The organism is Pseudoalteromonas sp. Of11M-6 (assembly GCF_022347905.1).
Classification (GTDB): Bacteria; Pseudomonadota; Gammaproteobacteria; order Enterobacterales; family Alteromonadaceae; genus Pseudoalteromonas.
This window is the reverse complement of sequence record NZ_JAKRFW010000021.1, coordinates 1-21,644: the sequence shown is the minus strand read 5'-3', so window position 1 is coordinate 21,644 and position 21,644 is coordinate 1. Positions and strand designations below refer to the sequence as shown.

The window sequence follows — 21,644 nt, the reverse complement described above, 5'->3', positions numbered from 1 at the left end:
TTAAACCCTTGAATACTAAGGGCTGAGAACGTGGTATAAGTGAGACAAATGGCGCTTTTTCTGGAATAATGAGCGTATGAATTTTGTGCCATCAAGGGGCGGGTCAAAATACATAGCACCGAATTGGTGTGAATAAATATCCTATCAAGTGGCGGCAACGCGCCGACCTCCAAAAGGAAATGACTCCTTGTTTGCACTTTCACTCACCAAATATGAGGAAATAAAATGACGATCAATCGTGAATTGTTTGACGACGTAATGGTACCTAACTACGCACCTTCAGCGGTAATTCCAGTGAAAGGTGAAGGTTCTCGAGTATGGGATCAGGAAGGTCGTGAGTACATCGACTTTGCTGGTGGTATCGCAGTTAACTGTCTAGGTCATTGTCACCCAGCTTTGGTGGGCGCGCTTAAAGAGCAAGGCGAGAAAATTTGGCATCTATCTAACGTGATGACCAATGAGCCTGCACTACGTTTAGCGAAAAAGCTAACCGATGCCACGTTCGCAGAAAAAGTCTACTTTGCAAACTCAGGTGCAGAAGCGAACGAAGCGGCGCTTAAACTAGCACGCCGTTGGGCACTAGATAAGTTTGGTGCTGAAAAGTCGCAAATCATCTCTTTCAACAAAGGTTTCCACGGCCGTACTTTCTTCACTGTGACCGTAGGTGGTCAAGCTGCATACTCTGATGGCTTTGGTCCAAAGCCGGGCGACATTGTTCACACAGACTATAACGATTTAGCGGCATTTGAAGCGCTTATTTCCGACAACACTTGTGCCGTGATGATGGAGCCGCTACAAGGCGAAGGTGGTATCATTTCACCAACGGCTGAGTTTGTAAAAGGTGTTCGCGAGCTGTGTGACAAGCACAACGCGCTACTTATTTTTGATGAAGTGCAAACTGGTGTTGGCCGTACTGGTGACCTGTATGCATACCAAGGTTTAAACGTAACCCCTGATATTTTAACAACGGCTAAAGCACTTGGCGGTGGTTTCCCTATCGGCGCGATGATCACAACAACTGAGATTGCTGCGCACCTAAAAGTGGGTACTCACGGTTCTACATACGGCGGTAACCCGCTGGCGTGTGCGGTTGCAGAAGCGGCATTTGACACAGTAAACACAACAGCAGTACTTGATGGCGTAAAAGCAAAAGAGCAGCTGTTCCGTGAACTACTAAACGACATCAACGAAAAGTACAACGTATTTACCGAAGTACGTGGTAAAGGTCTATTGCTTGGTGGTGTAGTCACTGAAAAGTACGAAGGCAAAGCAAAAGAATTCTTGGTTGAAGGTATCAAGCAAGGCGTAATGTCACTGGTTGCAGGTGCAAACGTAGTGCGTTTCACTCCATCTCTAGTTATTCCAGAAGCTGACATCCGCGAAGGGATGGCACGCTTCGAAAAAGCCGTTGCCGCGGTAGTTGCTAACAACGCTTAATACTGGTTGCAAGGTCACCTTTTGGTGGCCTTGTTGTTATCCACATTTTTGAGGAGTAAGCGGGCTCATGATGATCCTTCGCCCAATCCAAGAAAGCGATTATCCAGCGCTTTTAAACATTGCTCACGAATCAGGCCACGGTTTTACCTCTTTGCCTGTTAACGAAGAGCTATTACAGAAGAAGATTGCACGCTCTGTTGCTTCATTTGGCAAGCAAGCAGACAAGCCTTTTGATGAAGGCTATTTATTTGTATTAGAAGATACTGAAACAGGCGAGGTGGTTGGTACCAGCGGTATCGAAGCTGCGGTTGGTTTAGATGATGCGTTTTATCATTATCACCTAAGCAAAGTGATCCACTCTTCACGCACACTCGATGTTTATAAAGCAGTGGATATTTTAACGCTATGTAATGACTACACTGGCGCGACGGAATTATGCACCCTGTTTTTGAAAGATGGCTATCGCAAAGGCGCAAACGGCAAACTGCTATCTCGCTCTCGCTTTATGTTTATTAACCAACATCGTGCTCGTTTTGCTGAAACCGTTATCGCGGAAATGCGTGGTGTTTCTAACGAGCAAGGCGAAAGCCCGTTCTGGCAATGGCTTGAAGAGCATTTCTTCTCGATGGATTTCCCGACAGCGGATTATCTAACGGGTATCGGCCAAAAGGTCTTTATTGCTGAATTAATGCCAAAGTACCCAATCTACGTGAACCTGCTTAGTAAAGAAGCACAAGCGGTGATTGGTGAAGTTCATGACAATACGCGTCCTGCAATTGAGCTACTAAAAAGCGAAGGTTTCACATTTAATGGTTATGTTGATATCTTCGACGCGGGTCCAACGGTAGAAGCAAAAGTGGGGAACATCCGCACGGTTCGCAATAGTGAAACTCGTACTGTGAAAATAGGCGAAAGCAACGGTGGATTCCCTGTTATGGTCGCAAATGGTAAACTTGTTGATTATCGCGCGACAGTAATTGAGTTAGCCCTGACTGATGGCAATGAAGTTACGCTTGCTCCACATGTTGCCGCGGCGCTAAAAGTTGAAGAAGGCGATCAAGTAAGCCTAGTAAAGATTTAAGATTGGGAACAGATTATGACAACACATGCAGCACAACTAATAAATGGTGAGTGGATTGCAGGACAAGGCGCAAGCTTTAGCTCTGTAAACCCAGCAAACAACGACGTTATTTGGAGCGCAAACGCAGCTACTGCTGAGCAAGTTGATGGCGCGGTAAAAGCGGCTCGTGAAGCTTTCTATTCATGGAGCGACATGAGCTTTGACGCGCGTCTAGAAATTGTTAAGCGTTTCGCTGAAGTACTAAAAGAAAATAGCGAAGAGCTGGCTATCGCAATTGCTAAAGAAACGGGTAAGCCACTTTGGGAAACTCGTACAGAAGCGGGTGCTATGGTAGGTAAAATCGCGATTTCTGAGAAAGCCTATCAAGAGCGTACAGGTGTTGTTGAAAATCCAATGCCAGTTGGCCGTGCCGTGATCCGTCACAAGGCACATGGTGTAGTTGCTGTATTTGGCCCATATAACTTCCCTGGTCACTTACCTAATGGCCACATCGTACCTGCGCTACTTGCTGGTAACACGGTTATCTTTAAGCCATCTGAACTAACGCCATATGTTGCTGAGCTAACGCTTAAATACTGGCAACAAGCGGGTCTTCCTGCTGGCGTGATTAACCTAGTTCAGGGTGAAGTTGAAACAGGTAAAGCACTTGCGTCACACGCGGGTATTGACGGCTTATTCTTTACTGGCTCTTCTCGTACGGGTCACTTGCTACATGAGCAATATGCAGGTCAACCGGGTAAGATCCTAGCGCTTGAAATGGGCGGTAATAACCCGCTTATCGTAAAAGACGTAGCGGATACCAAAGCGGCAGTACACGACATTATTCAATCTGCGTTTATCTCAAGCGGTCAGCGTTGTACTTGTGCTCGTAAACTATTCCTTCCTGCGGGTGAACAAGGTGACACAATCCTTGAGCAACTGATCAAAGCAACTAAAGCGATTAAAGTGGGTAACTTTGACGATGCAGATCAACCGTTCATGGGCTCAATGATCTCAAATGCAGCAGCCGCTGGCATGGTAAAAGCACAGCAACAGCTTGTTGAGCTCGGTGGTGAGTCGCTTATCGAGCTGACGCACACAGAAGGCACAGGCTTTGTGACGCCAGGTATCATCGAATGTACTAACATTGCAGACTTCCCTGATGAAGAGCACTTTGGTCCGCTGTTAAAAATATTCCGTTACACAGACTTTGACGCAGCTATCGAAAAAGCGAACGAGACAAGCTTTGGCTTATCAGCAGGTCTGCTTGGCGACAACGAAGCTGATTACGACCGTTTCTTACGTCGTATTCGCGCAGGTATCGTAAACTGGAACCGCCCAATCACTGGCGCTTCAAGTGCAGCTCCGTTTGGTGGTATCGGTGCATCAGGTAACCACCGTGCAAGTGCATACTACGCGGCAGATTACTGTGCATACCCAGTGGCTTCTGTGGAACTAGAAAAGGTAACTTTACCTTCTAGCTTGAGCCCAGGTTTATCTTTGGATTAAAATGCCAATATTGAGGTTTACTCAATAAAAATTGATTAGAAAAGCAGCTTCGGCTGCTTTTTTGTGTCTAGTTGACTACAAAAGTAGCAATCGAAAAAACTTTCTGCTTAAATCAATAGGAGATGTCTTTGATAGGTTCGGGTGAGCAAAGTATGGTTTTAGATAAACAAGGGTACGATGATTTAGTCATGTATTTGACGCAAAACTTAGCCTTGTTTGAGAAGTCTGGGACGGTTGAACCAGGGGCTCCAACAGTCATGGAATTAATCGAAGATGTGATCGCTGAAAACGTTATCCGTATATGCGAGCAGCACACTGAGTTATCTACAGAGCAGCGCAGCATGATCGTGCGTGAGGTAGATGGCATTGTGTACGACTTACAAGAAGTGCTATCAAGTGTTGTTGATAGACGTGTCACCGTAGAACAAAAAGAGTTTATCGAAGAATTCGCAGGTTTGGTCAAAAACCTGTTTGATTCTGCTGTATAGCTTGGCACAATCACTATCGACAGTGTAGAAAACACACTTAGAGGCAATTCTAGGTTTAAGATACACCGCCATTTGGCGGTGTTATGCTTTATAGAGGATAACTATGTTAGCTAGCGTAAAATGGGTTGAAGGAGATACCTTTATCGGTCGCTCTGCGTCGGGGCATAATGTGGTATTTGATGCCGGTTCTGATAGTGCAGCGCCAAGTCCAATGGAGATGGTATTAATGTCAGCGGGATGTTGTTCGTCAGTCGATGTAGTCAGCATTCTACAAAAGGCGCGTCAGGATGTGACCGACGTGGAAGTAAAATTAACCGCAGAGCGCGCAGAAAGCGCACCTCGGGTTTTTACCAAGATCAATTTACACTTCGTGGTGAAAGGGCGTAATGTCTCTGAAAAACACCTAGAAAGAGCCGTAAGTTTATCCGCTGAAAAGTATTGTTCAGTGGCATTAATGCTTGAAAAAGCAGTAGAAATTACGCATAGCCATGAAGTGGTTGAAATTGACGAAAAATAACGCTTTTTCATAGCGCTATTTTCGTATAAAATCCGCGAACTTTTGTTTCTGCAGCGCAGATTTTTTGTATTAAGGTGGGTCTATCGTGAACAAGCCCTTTGATAAAATTAAACTCCATGGCTTTAACAACTTAACTAAGAGTTTAAGCTTTAGCATTTACGATATTTGCTACGCCAAGACCGAGCAGCAACGTAAAGAATATCTAGAATATATCGATGAGCAGTACAGTGCCGATCGTTTGACGGATATTCTAAAAGACGTAACGGATATTATCGGTGCAAACGTACTGAATATCGCGCGTCAAGATTATGAACCACAAGGGGCGAGTGTGACGATCTTAGTATCAGAAGAGCCTGTTGAACAGCAGACTTTTGATAGTAATGAAGCACCAGGACCATTGCCTGATTCAGTGGTAGCACATTTGGATAAGAGTCACATCTGTGTTCATACTTATCCTGAAGCGCACCCACATGATGGCATCTGTACTTTTAGAGCAGATATCGAAGTTTCAACGTGTGGCATTATTTCGCCACTTAAAGCGCTTAACTTCTTAATTCACTCTTTAGAGTCAGATGTGGTGACGATTGATTATCGTGTTCGTGGATTTACTCGTGACGTTAATGGTGTAAAACACTATATCGACCACGCAATTCACTCGATCCAGAATTACATGACGGAAGATACTAAAGACGCATACCACATGGTAGACGTAAACGTGTATCAAGAGAACCTATTCCACACTAAGATGATGCTTAAGGAAACAGACCTAAATGCATATCTATTTGGAATTAGTACTGATGATTTAGACGCAGACGAAGAGGAAGAAATTCGTCTTAAGCTGAATCGTGAAATTCAGGAAGTGTTCTACGGTCGCAATTTACCAGAAACTGAATAATCAGCGGTAAATTGAGGAATTAAAAAAGGCGCGCAAGCGCCTTTTTTAATGTCTGAGATTCCTTGTTAAGTCATCATATAAGCGCATAGAACACGACTGTGCCCGCTTATAAAGTGACAGTTATAAAATCACTAAGATTCGCTTTCTAATTCCTCATCTGGCGTATCAGGGCGCTGCCGTTCGACAAAGATAGTAGCCAGTATGGTGGTGACTACGCAGGAAAGTAAAATCGACTTTAGGATTTCGTAGTTATAGTATATTAAGCCCCAGCTCCAGAATTGTTTAGCAAAGCTTTCATCTACGCCGAAATGTTCTAAATTACGAATAATATTTTCACCGAAGGCCGCGAGGTCAACTAGAATAAACGCAAAGTAAATACCATATAGGATAGGGTCTGCATGAGTCATATATATGGAACGCCAATTATCAGGTGCTGTGCGTCTAACATAACGAAGAGATAATCGAACGCGATATTTCATTATCATTAGGATTGTTAGATCAACAAGGAAATGGGATCCAAACATCAAAAGGTTGCCTTGAAAAGGTGGTAGTCCCATACTATTTAACGAAACAACGTAACTCACTAAACCATATTCTATAGCTGTCATTATTAACAGTAGTGCCGCAATGTGCTTTATATTTTCATGGTTTTTAGCCATAAAGCAAAATATAATAATGCAGGCAAGCATTACAGTATCTGCATAATGATTGAAATGGATATAAATTACTGAAAGTGAAGCTGCAATTGCTGCACAAATAAGTAAAAAGATCCAAGATGTTCGCATTTTATTTCCTTACAGTAAGCCCTATAACTTCAGCTTTCGGTGTGTTGTAGCAGTTAATAAGCTTAGTTTTAGATGCTAATAGTGATTGTAATTTTGGCCTATGGTTTTTCGGATGGTTCCAACTTCGGGTCATCTATTTTTGCGCCACCGGTTCCGCCGATGGTTTTTCTAATTTCATCAATACCTAAGACTGTAAAGTTGAAGGTACTAGCTTCTGCATCTGCGAATAGCACCCTAGGATCATCAGCTTTAGCTCCACCGGAACCACCAAAAACTTTTCTACTATCGCTATGTTGGATTAGCTTTGGGTGAGAAGTGTGTGGTTCTGAAGATGCTGTTGTAAGTCTTGGGTCATCACCTTTGGTGCCACTGCTTCCACCTACCACTCGGGTAGTTGAGCTTTTCTCCAGTTGAAACTTGTAATCTGATGACTGTGCTATTGGTTCGCATTTTACTTTTGGCTCTGCGACTTTATTGCCACCACTTCCACCAATCACCTGATTAACTGAGTCAGCACTAAGTGATGATTTTTTATTTGGCGTTATGAAATCGTTTTGTACTTTAGGGTCATCAGCTTGTCCTCCTGTACTTCCACCAATCACCTGATTAACTGAGTCAGCACTAAGTGATGATTGTTTACTTGGCGCTGCTGAGTCACTTTCGAGTTTTGGATCTTTTACTTTTGGCCCAAGCGATCCACCAGATACCCTGTTAGCTTGTTTTTGGGAAAGTGCTGTTAAAGTTACGAGTCGTTTAGCTATATTTTTTATAAAAAAGCGCATAATGACGTCCTTTCTAAGTTAAGTTTTGCGGTGTTTAATTTCCACTCCACTTTACTCCTTAACAATAAAGTTGAAAACATTGTGTTGCAAATGAACGTTATTCGTAACTTTATTGTTTGCCATTGTGGTGAGGGGCAATGAAAGTGCGCGTCTTTCATTAGCCGTTATCCTCGTTACTTGATTTGCTATTTCGTGGTGTTGGAGACTTGCGCCACAATTTGGCGTCGTCAATTTTGTCTCTTAGGGCAAGGATTTGTTCTCTAAGTGGATTGAGGTTGATGCCGCAGGCGTCGCACCATACTTCAAAATATTCGTAGGGAAATTTGCTTACGCCTTTTTCGTAGTTTTCGTAAGTGCCACGCTCCACGCCGGCCAGGTTAGCCATTTCTTGCGTGGTTTTGCCGGCGACTTTGCGCATGCGGCGCAGGTCGTCTCCTGTAAAGCGCTTATCATATTTCCCCACCAACTCAATCCTTTTTGCCTGTCGCACTCGCGTCACAAACAGCATCAATCCCCATGTAGCCGGATGTATGCTATTTGTTTGTCTCTATTGTTCGCTTAACCAAGTTGCATTTTTGTATCTAAACCGTAAACGCGAGTCTATCGTAGAAATTTTCTTTTTCAAGTGTATTCAGTCGAAAAATGAACATTTTGTTGCATTTAATGAGTCTTCGCTCGATTTTTTAGGCGAAGCCTGAGATGAGTAACTCTTGAGTCAACTGAGGTGTTGCTATGATGGTGCTGGCGTTTTTAATTAATTTACAAATAAATTCAAAAAAATTTTCTTCGCGCAGATTTTTGCCCGAAGCTTTTGTTACTTTAGTGTGAAATAAAGTGACATGTTGGAGAGCAATATGGATTATCTACGCCAATATCATGACTTAACGATTTATTACGATGCCCTCAAGAAGGCGGCAAGGCAGGGTGACGAGGTGCCAGACACCACAACCAAATGGTTAGCACTGGTGGAAACAACCTTGTTTGAACTGCAAGAGCTTGCCCATATGGAAAAGGCTTACATGCAGAAGTCAAAAACGATGAATAATCTGGTTGAGTTGGTGTATTCCAGTGCCCCAAGCATGGAGTAACTAAAAGGGTAATTGCTTTTTGAGTTTTTGCGGTGAGGGGGAACGTTTTACTCTAATTTTACGTTCCCCCTTTTTTCTTTTTGTGCCCGTTTATCGCCTGATGTGTAGGCGATAAACGGGTCGTACTACAGTTCGTAAGTAAAACTTAGACCATAAACGCGCGGCTCGCCGTACTGTACATAGGTATTGTCTTGCCAGCCGTCTAGTGGATTATTACCAAACCTAAAGCCACGTACTACAATGTCTTCGTCTGCTAGGTTTCTACCCCAAGCCGTTAATGACCAGTTGTCGCCATAGTAACTAAGGCTTGCGTTGATCAGGTTATGATTGCGCGCTTGCTCGTTGTGACTGTCCGAGAGGTAATAGTTGTCTTTGCCTTCCACACCCAATTCAACCACTAGGTTATCCATTAACTCGTAATTGACGGCAAACGAGTATTGATAATTTGGCGCTTGTGCTTGGTCACGACCATCAAGGTTTAGGCCACTGGCAGCCACAAAGTCTTCAATCTCGGTCTCTAAATAGCCTGCGCTATAGCTAAAACCAAGGCGGTCCGTGTATTGTAGGTTGCCTTCAACTTCTAGGCCGTAGTTACTGCCTTTACTGGCGTTGTCGATGTAGCCTGCAAATTGTTGGTTAGAAACTTGCCATTGTTTTAGCTGGATATCATCGCGTTGCATATAAAACGCGGTAACCCGTACAAGGTGACGTTTGTCTTCAGATTCACCTTTTACGCCAAACTCAGCGTTCCAAACATACTCAGGGTCAAAGTAATGGTGTTCGGCCGGAATGTTTAAACCTTCATCTTTGGCTTTTGCCAGTGCTTCGCCGTTTACACCGCCGACTTTGTAACCGCGAGTAAGGCTGGTGTAGATCATCGTGCGCGGTACAACTTGATATTCAAGTGCGACTTTTCCGCCCCACATTACATCATCGGTTTCAATGGTAAAGCCGTTACTATCTAAATAGTCAGCGTCATATTGCTCCGCGCGAAGGCCACCGATTAGGCGAGTTTTGTCAGATAGGTGATGTACGTATTGACCAAAAACCGCTCTACTTTCTACGGTGTATGCTGACGTAAATGGGTTCTCAAGCCAAGTGTAATGACGGGTCAAATCAACATCGTTACGCTTTGCAAAAACACCTACCACCCAGTCATTTTGCTTACCTTTGATTAAAAACTCTATATTGCCATTTTCATGGTTACGCTCGTAGGCATCGGTTGAGCTGTATCCTTCTGGGTGCAAGCCTGCTGCACATAGCGCTGGTTGAGCTGCGTCGTTACATACCCAATCTTCGTCGTAGCTATACAAAGTATCAGCATCTAGCCCAGATACTTTAAATTCGACATTGAATAAGTCTGAGCGAGTGTAAATTCCGCGTAGTGAAAACGCATCGGAGCTGAGGTTGTCTTGGCCTGGGGTATCAGCAACGCTGTTACGTGAATTATCCAAGGTAAAACCGTCGTACCCGTTTTCAGTATCAATATGGTGATAAGCGAACTCTAGTGCGAGGTTGTCGCTCACTTGAGAGTTAAGTTTCACTCTTGCTACTTGCTCGTCTTGTTGCTGAGTGGGTTTGTTTAGGTAGAGGTTATCTACGTAACCGTCAGACTCTCGCTGATAAAGGCTGACGCGCACTGCGGTGTCGTCGCTTAATCCAGTGCCCGCAGCAAGGCCTGCTTCATAGCTACCATAATTACCTGCGCCTAACTTCACTTTTAATGATGGCGCTGTAGTGGCGGCTTGGGTATTTACTTCAACGATTCCTGCTAAAGCATCTGAACCGAATTTAGTGCCTTGAGGGCCGCGATACACTATCACTGACTCAGTATCAAAAAGCAGCGCACTTGCGCCTAATCCTGAATAATTAATACCGTCAATTAATAAGCCAACGCTGGGATAAATAGGATCAACAAACTGTGAACGTAAGCCGATACCACGGATTTGCATAAAGCGACCACGAGACGCACCTGCCGTAAAGTTAACGTTAGCGGTGGCACCTAGTATCTCATCTAAATATTGCGCACCACGTTTAGCGATAGTGAGTTCGTCAACCACAGAAGCGCTTGCACTTAATGTCTGGATAGTTTCATTCTGAAAATCGCCAGTGACGACAATGGTTTCTAGGTTATCGTCGGCAAGTACCTGATGAGAGAAAAATGGCAGCAGTGCCAAGGTGATCGTAGAGAGTTTTAACTTCATGCTTAATCTTTGTCCCATTTTTAATTGGGCACAGTTTAACAAAAGCCAGACCAGTTGACAGTGAAATTGTGTTATATGTTAGCCCGAAAATGTTAAACAAATAGGCCAGATATGAGTTTTAAAGTCGATTTTAAAGTCCGAGATTACGAGTGTGACTTACAGGGAATAGTTAATAACAGCGTGTATTTTAATTATTTAGAGCATGCAAGGCATGAGTTTTTACTGGCGAATAACGTTGATTTTGCAGCGCTTGCTGAGCAAAAAGTGAACTTAGTCGTTATTCGGAGCGAAATGAATTATAAAGACTCGTTACGCCCAGGTGATGAGTTTTATGTTGAAGTCGCACTCGAGCGTGAAAGCAGAGTAAAGTTCGCATTTAAGCAAAAAGTAATAAGAGCGCATGACGATAAGCTAATGCTAGATGCTGTGGTAACAGGGACTTCGGTGAATGAGCGCGGTAGACCGTTTTTACCAGACGCTATTACGCACTTATTTGAAGAGCAGCAATTTGTGAAATAGTTGGTGTTAAAATATTCAGGTAAGACAATTTTACAGAATTTTACTGCAATTTTTGTGTCTTGAAACGTTATAATAAACTCAGGGCATAAAATAGATGGTTTACCATGAAATTCATCAGCATAATCGGCGCAATAATGGCGCTAAGTGGATGTATATCGACAGGGAAGGTAGACACGGAAGCGCTTAAGTATTCCGCTTGGCAGTTACAGAGTATAAATGGTCAACATATTACGCAGTTACAATCAGACGCTGGACTTGGTGAAAAGCCTATTGATATTCGTTTTATCGATGCACTGCAGGTCAACGGTTTTGCGGGTTGTAATCGCTTTTTTGGCGAAGGCGAAATTGTCGAAGGGCAGCTAAAAGTTAAAAACTTAGGCATGACGCGTAAATACTGTGGTGAAGAAATCGCTCAGGTTGAATCACAGCTTATCAACCAATTACAAATTGGTGTATTGCTTGAAGTAAATGCTAATAAGTTGACCTTGAAAGGAAAACCTCAGTTTAGTTTTATTAAACAATAAGCTGAAAATAAGAATTCCAGTGTCAGTGCTTGCGAGCTTTCGTGTTAGCAAGTAGACTGGCGCTAATTCGTTACTTGTCGGAGTGCCTTGAGTTTTTGCAGCAAATTTGTGTGCAGATATTCGGGCTGAGATCGCATTTTGCGGGATCCGTGGACCTGATCAGGTTAATGCCTGCGTAGGGAACAAGACAGCAAACGCGTTGCGTTTGTCTGTAGCAATAGTGGTTTATTGCTATCCACCTTACCCGAGGACTATCCTCGTCTCTCTCCTTTTGGAGATCTGACAAGACACCTTTGTATGAAAATAAGAGGGACGTCATGTCAAACAATAGTAGCAAGCTAAGTCGTCGTGAAGCGCGAGCAGCCGCGGCAGAATTTATCCATAACCTTAAAGGCCAACCATTTCCAAACTCACATAAAGTTTATGTGGAGGGCGAACAAGCAGGCGTACGCGTTGGTATGCGTGAAATCACGCTAAGTGATTCGTTTGTTGGTGGCACCGAAGAAAATCCGGTATTTGAATCAAACGATCCCATTCGTGTTTATGATACTTCAGGTCCATACACAGATCCTGAAGTGCTGGTTGACGTTCGTGCTGGTCTTCCTAAATTTAGAGAGCAGTGGATAGTTGAGCGCGATGATACCGAAATGCTAGAGTCGGTGACGTCACAGTTTTCTCAGCAGCGTATGGCGGATGAAGGGCTTGACCATATTCGCTTTGAACATTTACCTAAAATTCGCCGTGCTAAGACGGGTAAAAATGTCACGCAAATGCACTACGCCCGTCAAGGCATAGTGACGCCTGAAATGGAATATGTAGCGATCCGTGAAAATATGGGACGCGCTAAGTTGCGTGAAGAATTGCTCGCGCAGCAACACAAAGGCCAATCGTTTGGCGCCAGTATTCCTGAGTTTATTACGCCTGAATTTGTGCGTGATGAAATTGCCCGTGGTCGTGCTGTACTGCCAAACAATATTAATCACCCTGAGACCGAGCCGATGATCATCGGACGTAACTTCCTAGTAAAAGTTAACGCCAATATTGGTAACTCATCAGTGACTTCTTCTATCGAAGAAGAAGTAGAAAAAATGGTATGGTCGACCCGTTGGGGTGCAGATACCGTAATGGATCTGTCGACAGGGCGCTACATTCATGAAACCCGCGAGTGGGTGGTACGTAACTCTCCAGTGCCTATCGGTACGGTTCCAATCTATCAGGCACTAGAAAAAGTAAATGGTGTTGCTGAAGATCTAACGTGGGAGATCTTCCGCGATACCTTGATTGAGCAAGCTGAGCAAGGCGTGGATTACTTTACTATCCACGCGGGAGTACTACTGCGTTACGTGCCGATGACGGCAAAACGCGTGACGGGTATTGTGTCTCGCGGTGGTTCAATTATGGCGAAGTGGTGTTTAGCGCATCACAAAGAAAACTTCCTCTACACGCACTTTGAAGACATCTGTGAAATCTTAAAGCAATACGATGTTTGTTTCTCGTTAGGTGATGGCTTGCGTCCGGGTTCTATTGCCGATGCCAATGACGAAGCGCAATTTAGCGAACTGCGTACCCTTGGTGAGTTAACTAAGCTTGCGTGGAAACACGATGTTCAGGTCTTTATTGAAGGCCCAGGACACGTGCCGATGCATATGATCAAAGAGAATATGGAAGAGCAGCTAAAGCACTGCGATGAAGCACCGTTTTACACGCTTGGCCCACTCACTACCGATATCGCTCCGGGTTATGATCACTTCACTTCAGGGATCGGTGCGGCGCAAATTGCGTGGTATGGGTGTGCGATGCTGTGCTACGTGACACCAAAAGAACACTTAGGCTTACCGAATAAAGAAGATGTAAAAGAAGGTTTGATCACCTACAAAATCGCGGCGCATGCAGCGGATCTGGCGAAAGGCCATCCCGGTGCTCAAGTTCGTGACAATGCGCTATCTAAAGCGCGTTTTGAGTTCCGCTGGCACGATCAGTTTAATCTCGGTCTAGATCCAGAGCGTGCTCGTGAATATCACGATGAGACCTTGCCACAAGAGTCGGGCAAAGTCGCTCATTTCTGCTCTATGTGTGGCCCTAAATTCTGCTCGATGAAGATCACCCAAGATGTACGTGACTATGCGAAAGCGTTAGAAGCGCGAGGCATCGACCCTAATAATGTAGGCGAAGAGATCAGCATTAAAATGGTGGATGTTGAAGCTGAGATGAAAGCAAAATCGGAAGAGTTTAAGCAATCAGGCTCTGAGCTTTACCACAAAGCGATATAACCTATCCCATCATAGCCACCTTGATCCCCGTCGGGTGGCTAATTTTAGGAGTGTAGCTATGTCTACTCAAGCACGTGTTGCTATCTTGGGTTTTGGCTTAACTGGGCGCATCGCTGCATTGATGCTCGCTGAGCGTTATCAAATCAGCGTGTTTGAACAAGCAAAGCAAGGTACGGAGAGCTCAGCAGGTAGTGTGGCGGCGGCCATGTTAGCGCCCTTGGCTGAGTCTGTGATATGCGATGAAGCGTTGGCGCTGCAAGGGCTGGAGTCCATGAAACTTTGGCCACAACTACTGGCGAAACTGGAAAGCCCGGTATTTTTCCAGCAGCAAGGCTCTCTTATTGTGGCACATGGTCAAGACCGTGGTGATTTAGTGAGTTTTCAGCAGCGCTTAAAACCGTTAAAAGATCATAGCGCGGAAGTGGTAAATGGCGCTCAGATCGCACAATTGGAACCAGAACTTGGCGGTGTCTTCCATCAAGGCTTGTATTTACCTTGCGAAGGCCAGCTTGATAATCAGGCGTTTTATCAAAGTAGTGCGGCAACATTGACGCAGCAAGGTGTAGAGATTAACTACGGTGTTCATTGTGACGAAGCGCAAAAGGCGCAGCTTAGTCAAGCGTATGACTGGGTGATTGATTGTCGCGGTCTTGGTGCGAAAGCAACGTGTAACGGGCTTCGTGGTGTGCGCGGCGAAGTGGCGAGAATTTATGCCCCAGAAGTGACCTTGACTCGACCTGTGCGCTTGATGCACCCAAGATACCCCATTTACATTGCGCCAAAGCCAGACCATCAGTTTGTTATTGGTGCGACGGAAATTGAGTCGCAAGATAATGGTGAGATAACGGTACGTTCTACACTCGAATTACTCTCTGCTGCTTATTCAGTTCATCGTGGGTTTGCCGAAGCGCGAGTATTGTCTTTATTAGCAGGGCTTAGACCTGCGTTTAAAGATAATCACCCCAAAATTGAACAACAAGGTAATGTGATCAGTATCAATGGTCTATACAGACACGGTTATTTGCTGGCACCGCTTATCGTGAAACAAGCACTATCTAAGGAGTTATTATGAAAGTCGAATTTAATGGCGAAACGATTAATATCAACCGCGAGCAAAATATTCAGGAATTTATTGAAGCCAGAGGTGCCAAACCGCCTTTTGCCGTCGCGCTTAATGGTACTTTTGTTTCCCGTACGGAGCTGCCAAGCGTGACATTGAGCGACGGTGATAAGATTGAGCTTTTATCGCCAATTCAAGGGGGATAAACATGCAGTCTTTGACTGATACTAAGCTCACTATTTATGGTGAACAGTTTACTAGCCGCATGTTAATTGGCTCGGCACTTTATCCTTCTCCGGAGGTAATGCAGGCAGCCATCGCCACCTCGGGTGCTGAGATTGTTACTGTGTCGCTGAGACGCCAGCAAACTAAGCAGGCGGGTGATGACTTTTGGTCGCTTATCAAAGAGATGGGGCTACGAGTCTTACCAAACACGGCTGGCTGTCATAGCGTAAAAGAAGCGGTGACCTTGGCGCAGATGTGCCGGGAAGTGTTTGCCACGGATTGGATTAAACTTGAACTCATTGGTGATGAATATAACTTACAGCCAGACCCAATTGCATTGCTCGAAGCCACCGAAATTTTGCTAAAAGACGGTTTTAAGGTATTGCCCTATTGTACTGATGATTTGGTGCTGTGTCAGCGTTTGGATGCGCTGGGATGCGAGGTTTTAATGCCTTGGGGCGCGCCAATTGGTACGGGAAAAGGGCTGTTAAATCCATATAACCTGCAAACCATTCGCACACGTTTGCCCCATCAAACCTTGATTGTTGATGCGGGACTCGGTTTGCCGTCTCATGCTTGCCAAGCACTTGAGCTGGGTTATGATGCCGTATTATTAAATTCGGCAGTGGCAGGGGCGGGCTGTCCTATCACCATGGCAAAAGCGTTTGAAGCCAGCACGGTTGCAGGGCGTCTGTCTTATTTGGCAAAAGCAATGCCACAAAAAGAGGTGGCATCACCTTCTACGCCAACCTTAGGCATGCCTTTTTGGCACACAAACTAACTTGAATTGCGGATAACTATATAAGGAGTTCTCTTTGTCACATATCGTTTGGAGTATTGCGGGTTCTGATTCTGGCGGCGGCGCTGGTATTCAAGCGGATATCAAAGCAACGCAGAGCTTTAATGTTCATTGTTGTACCGTAGTAACTGCGTTGACGGCGCAAAATAGTTTAGGGGTGGAGGCGTTAAACCCGGTTTCGACCACGGTTATCGACTCTCAGCTGACGGCGCTTTCGCAAGATATGCCTGCAACGGTGATAAAGATTGGCATGCTCGCCAATGTTCAGCAGATCCAACTGATTGCTGAACACCTTGAGCATTATAAAGCAACATGGGCAAAACCGCCGCTAGTGGTTTATGACCCAGTAGCTATCGCGACGAGCGGGGATTCATTAACCGAAGAAGACACGGTGGATGCGTTAAAAACCCATTTATTACCGCTGGTGGATATCATTACACCCAATACACACGAAACTCAGCTGCTGACAGGCGTGTATTTGATAGGTCCTGAAGCGGTAAAAGAGGCTGCTGCCAAATTGCGTGAATTCGGTGCAAAGTCGGTGGTCATTAAAGGCGGTCATTGGGATTACCCAAAAGGCTACTGCATTGATTATGGCTTAGCGGGAGATACCGAGTATTGGCTTGGCAATGAGAAAATTCAAACACCGCATAGCCACGGTACTGGGTGTAGTTTATCGTCAGTGATCGCGGCATGTATGGCCAAGGAGTATCCATTTAAAGATGCTTTTATTCTCGCTAAAGCATACATCAATGCAGGGCTAAAAGCGGCGATACGTTATGGTGAAGGCGTGGGCCCTGTTGCGCATACGAGTTTCCCAGTTGATCTCAATGATTACCCGCAAGTGATAGAAGCGGGCTCTTGGCTTGCTGATGAACTAGAGTTTGCATTACCTGAGGAGTTTAATTTTGCCGCTGGCTTTGCCAGCATTGACGACCCTATTGGGCTTTATGCCGTGGTGGACAGCGCTGATTGGGTGGAAAAATGTCTTGCTTTAGGTGTCGATACGGTGCAGCTGAGAATTAAAGATCCAGAGCAAGCTAATCTTGAAGCTGAAATACAAACCGCCATTGCACTTGGACAAAAATACGATGCGAAGGTGTTTATTAACGACTACTGGCAGTTAGCGATTAAACACGGCGCTTATGGAATTCATTTGGGCCAAGAGGATATCGATAAAGCTAATCTTGTTGCCATCCAAGAGGCAGGGCTGCGCTTAGGTATTTCGACCCATGGTTTTTATGAAATGCTCCGGGCACATAACTATCGCCCAAGTTATTTGGCTTTTGGTGCTATCTACCCAACCACGACTAAAGATATGACCGGCCAAATCCAAGGGCTGGAAAAGCTGATGCACTTTGTACCTTTGATGCAAAGTAGCTATCCAACCGTCGCTATTGGAGGCATTGATCTAAGTCGCGTGCCAGAAGTGGCTGCAACTGGCGTATCTAGTATTGCGGTTGTAAGAGCTATCACTGAGGCCCAAGACCCAGAGCAAGCTGTACTTGAATTAAAGCAAGCTATGGCGCGGCATGACTGAACTCAATGACAAAGAGCGGCTAAGGTATAGTCGCCATTTGCTGTTAAAAGAGGTTGGTGAGCAAGGCCAACTCGCATTGAAACAGGCGCATGTGGCTGTGATTGGCTGCGGTGGGTTGGGAAGTCCCGCGTTGTTTTACTTAGCGGCGAGTGGCATTGGTAAGCTTACTTTTGTTGATGATGACGACGTGGAATTGTCTAACTTACAAAGGCAAATTCTGTATAAGGTGAACCACCTTGGTCAGCAAAAAGCCAAAGTAGCTGGAAAGGTGCTGGCAAGTCTCAATAACGAGATCACACTAGTACCAATTAATGCGAGATTGACTGATAAGAACGTCGCCGAGTTACTCCGTGATGCCGATATTGTCTTGGATTGCAGCGATAACTTTACTACCCGTTATTTGCTCAATAGGTATTGTCATCAAGCGAGCAAGGTGTTGATAGCTGGCGCTGCGATTGCCACGCAGGGCCAACTCATGTGCTTTGATTTTAGGGCTGAGTCACCTTGTTATGCTTGCGTTTTCCCTGAGGGTTCGCAAACACCAGTGGAGAGTTGTGACAACTTTGGCGTCATTAGTCCATTACTGGGGGTGATCGGTGCGCAGCAAGCTTTATTGACCATAAACGTGTTACTTGGACATCACCAAGGAAGCGTATTTTGTACGCTAGATGCTATGAGTTTGCAGCAAAAGCAGTATGGGCTCAGTAAAAACCCCGAGTGTGATTGTTGTGGCTTGAAGTAGTTTCAAGCCACTAATACCAATTAGTCTACTCTGCTATTTTTGCGAAAGGGGTACCCATGCGTGTGACGGTCTCTGGGTTTTGGTCATCTAAGAACTCTGCCTTATTTGCTCCCCACGCTAAAATCACGGTAGAACCAAGCTTAAAGCGACCCATCTCTTCGCCTTTTTTCAGCGTTATCGCGTTGTCACCTTCTGCTGGATATGTCCAAGTAAAGACATCTCTTCCGGCTGGTGGTGTCACTGTACCTGCCCAAATCGTCTCAATGCTCGCGACGATAGTTGCACCAACCAATACCATAGAAAGCGGACCAATCTCAGTGTCAAAAATAGCAACAACTCGCTCGTTACGAGCAAATAAATTAGGCACATTTTGCGCAGTAAGTGGATTTACTGAGAATAAGTCACCTGGTACATAAATCATTTTACGAAGGGTGCCATCAACCGGCATGTGGATACGGTGATAATCCTTCGGTGCTAGATAAATCGTTGCAAACTTACCACCAACATAAGGCGCAACGTCTTCTTCTTTACCGCCTAGCAGCGTCTGTAAGCTGTAGTTGTGACCCTTAGCTTGGATAATTTGACCATCGACGACATCACCAAGTTGGCTGATTGCACCATCAACTGGGTGGGCAAGGATATCGCTATCTTCTGCCAAAGGACGGATCCCCGGCTTCAGTGGACGGGTAAAAAACTCGTTAAAGGTTTTGTAGTGAGCTGGATCTTCGTGCAATGCCTCGCTCATGTCGATTTTATATTGTTTGATAAACAGCTTAATTAGCTTTGTGGTTAAGGCGCCAGCTTCTGCTGCGGCAAGCTTACCAACCAAACGAGAAACCGCATGTTTAGGTAATGCATATTGCATGGCAATTTTTAGTTTATCCAAATTCACTTTTAACAGTTCCTAATTATTAGTCTTGTCACTTTCGATTTTTGTATTGCGAAGTGACTATCGGGCTCAAGTCATTGAGCCAATTTAGCAAATATTATCAGACTCTCGGCGCGCGCGCACCTGCGCGGCCATCAGCCATAGATTCTAAAATACGATGGTAACTTTCAAAACGTAATTCGCTGATTTTACCTTCATCTACGGCTTCACGAAGTAAACATCCCGGATCGTTCAGGTGTTTACAGTCTCTAAAGCGGCAGCCGCCAATAAATTCCCTAAATTCTTTAAAGCACCAAGTGACGCGTTCCACGTCTAAGTGCCATAGGCCGAACTCACGGATCCCTGGGCTGTCGATCAGGTTTCCACCGGACGGCAAGTGGTGTAAGCGCGATACTGTGGTTGTATGTTGCCCTAAGCCGCTATTTTCGGAGACTTCTTTGGTGAGAATATCTGCATTGGGCAGTACCGTATTGACCAACGTTGATTTGCCAACCCCTGATTGACCAACAAAAATATTATTTTTGTCCTCAAGCATGTGTTTTAACTCGTCAATGCCTTTGCCTGATTTTGTACTGACTAATAGTACGCGATAGCCAAGCTCACGATATATATCTAAGACTTCATCAATATATTCGAGGCTTTCTTGGTCAAGCAAATCAATTTTATTGAGTAATAAAATCGGCTCTATCCCCATATCCTCGCAAGCGACTAAGTAGCGATCGATGATTTGAGGGGTGAATTCGGGCACAACGGCCGACACCATCAATATTTGGTCAATATTCGCAGCGACAACTTTCACACCGTCATAAAAATCCGGACGAGTGAGTTGTGTGCGCCTTTCATGTACAGCCTCAATTACGCCGGCTAAGTCACCATCACTGACCTTGGCACGACGAAAAATGACTTCATCACCGCAAACTAAGCTTGTTACGGTACGACGGATATTGCAACGCAAAACCTCTTGGTCTGTGGTTTCTATATCCGCATGTTGGCCGAAGCGGCTGATCACCACTGCGGCTTCTGTTGGCCCTAAGTTGTCGTTTTGCCATGAAACATCAGATACTTCTGTCTCTTTCGCTTTATCGATTCGCTTCTGATGATTGGCTCTAATCCGACGGGATTGGCCCTTACTGAGTTTCTTTTTCTTTGCCATGTTTATAATCTGTTTAAGCTTTGGCGTGCAGAGCGTTCAAATTTAGGCTATAAATCAATAAAACGCCGCGCATGGTAAAAAAAGCTTTAGGTCGAGTGTTTAAACTAATATGATATATCTAATTGCATTGGATCTAAAGGAAAGTACCGCTAAGGTAAAGTATGACTTTTCATGAATCAAACTTGATCTGGCTCGATCTAGAGATGACGGGGCTAGAACCGAAAACAGATAAAATCTTAGAAATCGCGACGGTGATCACAGATGGTGATCTCAATGTTTTAGCTGAAGGTCCAGTAGTGGCAATTCATCAAAGTGATGAGCTGTTGGACAATATGGATGAGTGGTGCACCAATCAACATGGTCGCTCAGGTCTGACTGCTCGCTGTAAGGCGAGTAAGTTCACGGAAGCAGATGCAGTTAAGCAAACACTAGATTTCCTTAAAGAGTGGGTGCCGCCAGGTGCTTCTCCAATGTGTGGTAACTCTATTGGTCAAGACCGTAGATTCCTCAACAAATACATGCCAGAGCTAGAAGCTTATTTCCACTATCGCAATTTGGACGTCAGTACGATAAAAGAACTTGCGAGACGCTGGAAGCCTGAGCTACTAGGTGAGATCAAAAAGAAAAGCTCTCACTTAGCACTGGATGATATCAAAGACTCCATCATGGAGCTGAAAGTTTACCAAGAAAAATTCTTCAAAGTTTAAAAAACACTTGCAAAGCAAATTTTATCTTGTAGAATCCTGCCCCGCTTGAGATGACAAGCCTTGCGGGGTTTCTTGAGCATTATTAAAGCAGTATAAGCTCAGCTGTTATAGGTAAAACGCGACCTAGCGTAGTTACCGAACAATACAGAGCTAAATATTGTGATGCGGCACTAGCTCAGCTGGTAGAGCGCGACCTTGCCAAGGTCGAGGTCACGAGTTCGAACCTCGTGTGCCGCTCCAAACACTTGTTTTAGGTGTATAAACTAAAAAATGTGATGCGGCACTAGCTCAGCTGCTACAGGTAAAGACGCGACCTAGCGTAGTTACCGACAAATCCAGAGCTAAATATGTGATGCGGCACTAGCTCAGCTGGTAGAGCGCGACCTTGCCAAGGTCGAGGTCACGAGTTCGAACCTCGTGTGCCGCTCCAAACACTTACTTTAGGTGTATA

Annotated in this window: 22 protein-coding genes, 2 tRNA genes and 1 riboswitch; of the genes, 18 read left to right on the top strand and 6 right to left on the bottom strand. The window is 44.9% G+C overall.

Annotated features, from left to right (window positions below; all coding sequences use genetic code 11):
• The first annotated feature begins 225 nt into the window (after positions 1 to 225).
• From MHN32_RS12155 to speD, 6 genes are all read left to right on the top strand, one after another.
• Positions 226 to 1,437 (top strand): aspartate aminotransferase family protein, encoded by a 1,212-nt coding sequence (locus MHN32_RS12155; protein ID WP_206472683.1) that lies wholly within the window; start codon positions 226 to 228, stop codon positions 1,435 to 1,437.
• A gap of 67 nt (positions 1,438 to 1,504) precedes the next feature.
• Positions 1,505 to 2,518 (top strand): arginine N-succinyltransferase, encoded by a 1,014-nt coding sequence (gene astA, locus MHN32_RS12150; RefSeq protein ID WP_010607072.1) that lies wholly within the window; start codon positions 1,505 to 1,507, stop codon positions 2,516 to 2,518.
• Between the two features lie 15 nt (positions 2,519 to 2,533).
• On the top strand, positions 2,534 to 4,006 hold the full coding sequence (gene astD, locus MHN32_RS12145; protein ID WP_211867163.1) for a succinylglutamate-semialdehyde dehydrogenase: 1,473 nt from the start codon (positions 2,534 to 2,536) through the stop codon (positions 4,004 to 4,006).
• A gap of 152 nt (positions 4,007 to 4,158) precedes the next feature.
• A complete protein-coding gene (locus MHN32_RS12140) occupies positions 4,159 to 4,494 on the top strand; it encodes a DUF3802 family protein (protein WP_029215895.1) in 336 nt (111 codons plus the stop codon).
• 103 nt (positions 4,495 to 4,597) lie between these two features.
• A complete protein-coding gene (locus MHN32_RS12135; protein ID WP_010607074.1) occupies positions 4,598 to 5,011 on the top strand; it encodes an OsmC family protein in 414 nt (137 codons plus the stop codon).
• An 85-nt stretch (positions 5,012 to 5,096) separates the two neighbouring features.
• A complete protein-coding gene (gene speD / locus MHN32_RS12130; protein WP_095726638.1) occupies positions 5,097 to 5,906 on the top strand; it encodes an adenosylmethionine decarboxylase in 810 nt (269 codons plus the stop codon).
• Between the two features lie 131 nt (positions 5,907 to 6,037).
• Here the strand turns inward: speD and MHN32_RS12125 are convergent, their stop codons facing one another.
• The 3 genes from MHN32_RS12125 to MHN32_RS12115 form a co-directional block, all read right to left on the bottom strand.
• A complete protein-coding gene (locus MHN32_RS12125) occupies positions 6,038 to 6,691 on the bottom strand; it encodes a hypothetical protein (RefSeq protein ID WP_119232038.1) in 654 nt (217 codons plus the stop codon).
• 98 nt (positions 6,692 to 6,789) lie between these two features.
• Positions 6,790 to 7,473, bottom strand: a complete 684-nt coding sequence (locus MHN32_RS12120) for a hypothetical protein (protein WP_239421819.1) — start codon at positions 7,471 to 7,473, stop codon at positions 6,790 to 6,792.
• A 157-nt stretch (positions 7,474 to 7,630) separates the two neighbouring features.
• On the bottom strand, positions 7,631 to 7,981 hold the full coding sequence (locus MHN32_RS12115; RefSeq protein WP_239421818.1) for a helix-turn-helix transcriptional regulator: 351 nt from the start codon (positions 7,979 to 7,981) through the stop codon (positions 7,631 to 7,633).
• 346 nt (positions 7,982 to 8,327) lie between these two features.
• Here MHN32_RS12115 and MHN32_RS12110 point away from each other — a divergent pair, with 346 nt between their 5' ends.
• Positions 8,328 to 8,561, top strand: coding sequence for a hypothetical protein (locus MHN32_RS12110; RefSeq protein WP_010607079.1), 234 nt, complete (start codon positions 8,328 to 8,330; stop codon positions 8,559 to 8,561).
• A 125-nt stretch (positions 8,562 to 8,686) separates the two neighbouring features.
• Here the strand turns inward: MHN32_RS12110 and MHN32_RS12105 are convergent, their stop codons facing one another.
• The gene (locus MHN32_RS12105; protein ID WP_239421817.1) at positions 8,687 to 10,765 is read right to left on the bottom strand and encodes a TonB-dependent receptor; all 2,079 of its coding nucleotides are present in this window, start codon (positions 10,763 to 10,765) and stop codon (positions 8,687 to 8,689) included.
• Positions 10,766 to 10,876: 111 nt separating this feature from the next.
• On the opposite strand from MHN32_RS12105, the gene MHN32_RS12100 reads away from it, so the two are divergent.
• From MHN32_RS12100 to MHN32_RS12065, 8 genes are all read left to right on the top strand, one after another.
• Complete coding sequence (locus MHN32_RS12100) at positions 10,877 to 11,284, top strand: acyl-CoA thioesterase (RefSeq protein WP_010607081.1); 408 nt, start codon at positions 10,877 to 10,879, stop codon at positions 11,282 to 11,284.
• 104 nt (positions 11,285 to 11,388) lie between these two features.
• Complete coding sequence (locus tag MHN32_RS12095; protein WP_010607082.1) at positions 11,389 to 11,808, top strand: META domain-containing protein; 420 nt, start codon at positions 11,389 to 11,391, stop codon at positions 11,806 to 11,808.
• A 68-nt stretch (positions 11,809 to 11,876) separates the two neighbouring features.
• Positions 11,877 to 12,007: riboswitch (TPP riboswitch) on the top strand.
• A 118-nt stretch (positions 12,008 to 12,125) separates the two neighbouring features.
• Positions 12,126 to 14,078, top strand: coding sequence for a phosphomethylpyrimidine synthase ThiC (thiC, locus tag MHN32_RS12090; protein ID WP_239421816.1), 1,953 nt, complete (start codon positions 12,126 to 12,128; stop codon positions 14,076 to 14,078).
• Between the two features lie 58 nt (positions 14,079 to 14,136).
• Complete coding sequence (locus MHN32_RS12085) at positions 14,137 to 15,150, top strand: FAD-dependent oxidoreductase (RefSeq protein ID WP_239421815.1); 1,014 nt, start codon at positions 14,137 to 14,139, stop codon at positions 15,148 to 15,150.
• On the top strand, positions 15,147 to 15,344 hold the full coding sequence (gene thiS / locus MHN32_RS12080; RefSeq protein ID WP_010368823.1) for a sulfur carrier protein ThiS: 198 nt from the start codon (positions 15,147 to 15,149) through the stop codon (positions 15,342 to 15,344). Before MHN32_RS12085 ends, thiS begins: the two co-directional genes overlap by 4 nt.
• 2 nt (positions 15,345 to 15,346) lie before the next feature.
• Entirely contained in the window at positions 15,347 to 16,144 is a 798-nt protein-coding gene (locus MHN32_RS12075; protein WP_102057619.1) for a thiazole synthase, read from the top strand.
• 34 nt (positions 16,145 to 16,178) lie between these two features.
• Positions 16,179 to 17,702: a thiamine phosphate synthase gene (thiE, locus tag MHN32_RS12070; RefSeq protein ID WP_239421813.1), complete on the top strand. Its 1,524-nt coding sequence runs from the start codon at positions 16,179 to 16,181 to the stop codon at positions 17,700 to 17,702.
• The gene (locus MHN32_RS12065; protein ID WP_239421811.1) at positions 17,695 to 18,444 is read left to right on the top strand and encodes a HesA/MoeB/ThiF family protein; all 750 of its coding nucleotides are present in this window, start codon (positions 17,695 to 17,697) and stop codon (positions 18,442 to 18,444) included. Before thiE ends, MHN32_RS12065 begins: the two co-directional genes overlap by 8 nt.
• Before the next feature lie 25 nt (positions 18,445 to 18,469).
• On the opposite strand, the gene asd is transcribed toward MHN32_RS12065, so the two are convergent.
• Together asd and rsgA are read right to left on the bottom strand one after the other, a co-directional pair.
• On the bottom strand, positions 18,470 to 19,336 hold the full coding sequence (asd, locus tag MHN32_RS12060; protein ID WP_206473018.1) for an archaetidylserine decarboxylase: 867 nt from the start codon (positions 19,334 to 19,336) through the stop codon (positions 18,470 to 18,472).
• 97 nt (positions 19,337 to 19,433) lie between these two features.
• Entirely contained in the window at positions 19,434 to 20,486 is a 1,053-nt protein-coding gene (gene rsgA, locus MHN32_RS12055; RefSeq protein ID WP_239421810.1) for a small ribosomal subunit biogenesis GTPase RsgA, read from the bottom strand.
• Positions 20,487 to 20,647: 161 nt separating this feature from the next.
• Here rsgA and orn point away from each other — a divergent pair, with 161 nt between their 5' ends.
• From orn to MHN32_RS12040, 3 genes are all read left to right on the top strand, one after another.
• The gene (gene orn, locus MHN32_RS12050; RefSeq protein WP_010607090.1) at positions 20,648 to 21,193 is read left to right on the top strand and encodes an oligoribonuclease; all 546 of its coding nucleotides are present in this window, start codon (positions 20,648 to 20,650) and stop codon (positions 21,191 to 21,193) included.
• A gap of 164 nt (positions 21,194 to 21,357) precedes the next feature.
• Positions 21,358 to 21,433, top strand: a tRNA-Gly gene (locus MHN32_RS12045).
• A gap of 114 nt (positions 21,434 to 21,547) precedes the next feature.
• A tRNA-Gly gene (locus tag MHN32_RS12040) sits at positions 21,548 to 21,623 on the top strand.
• The last annotated feature ends 21 nt before the right edge of the window (positions 21,624 to 21,644 follow it).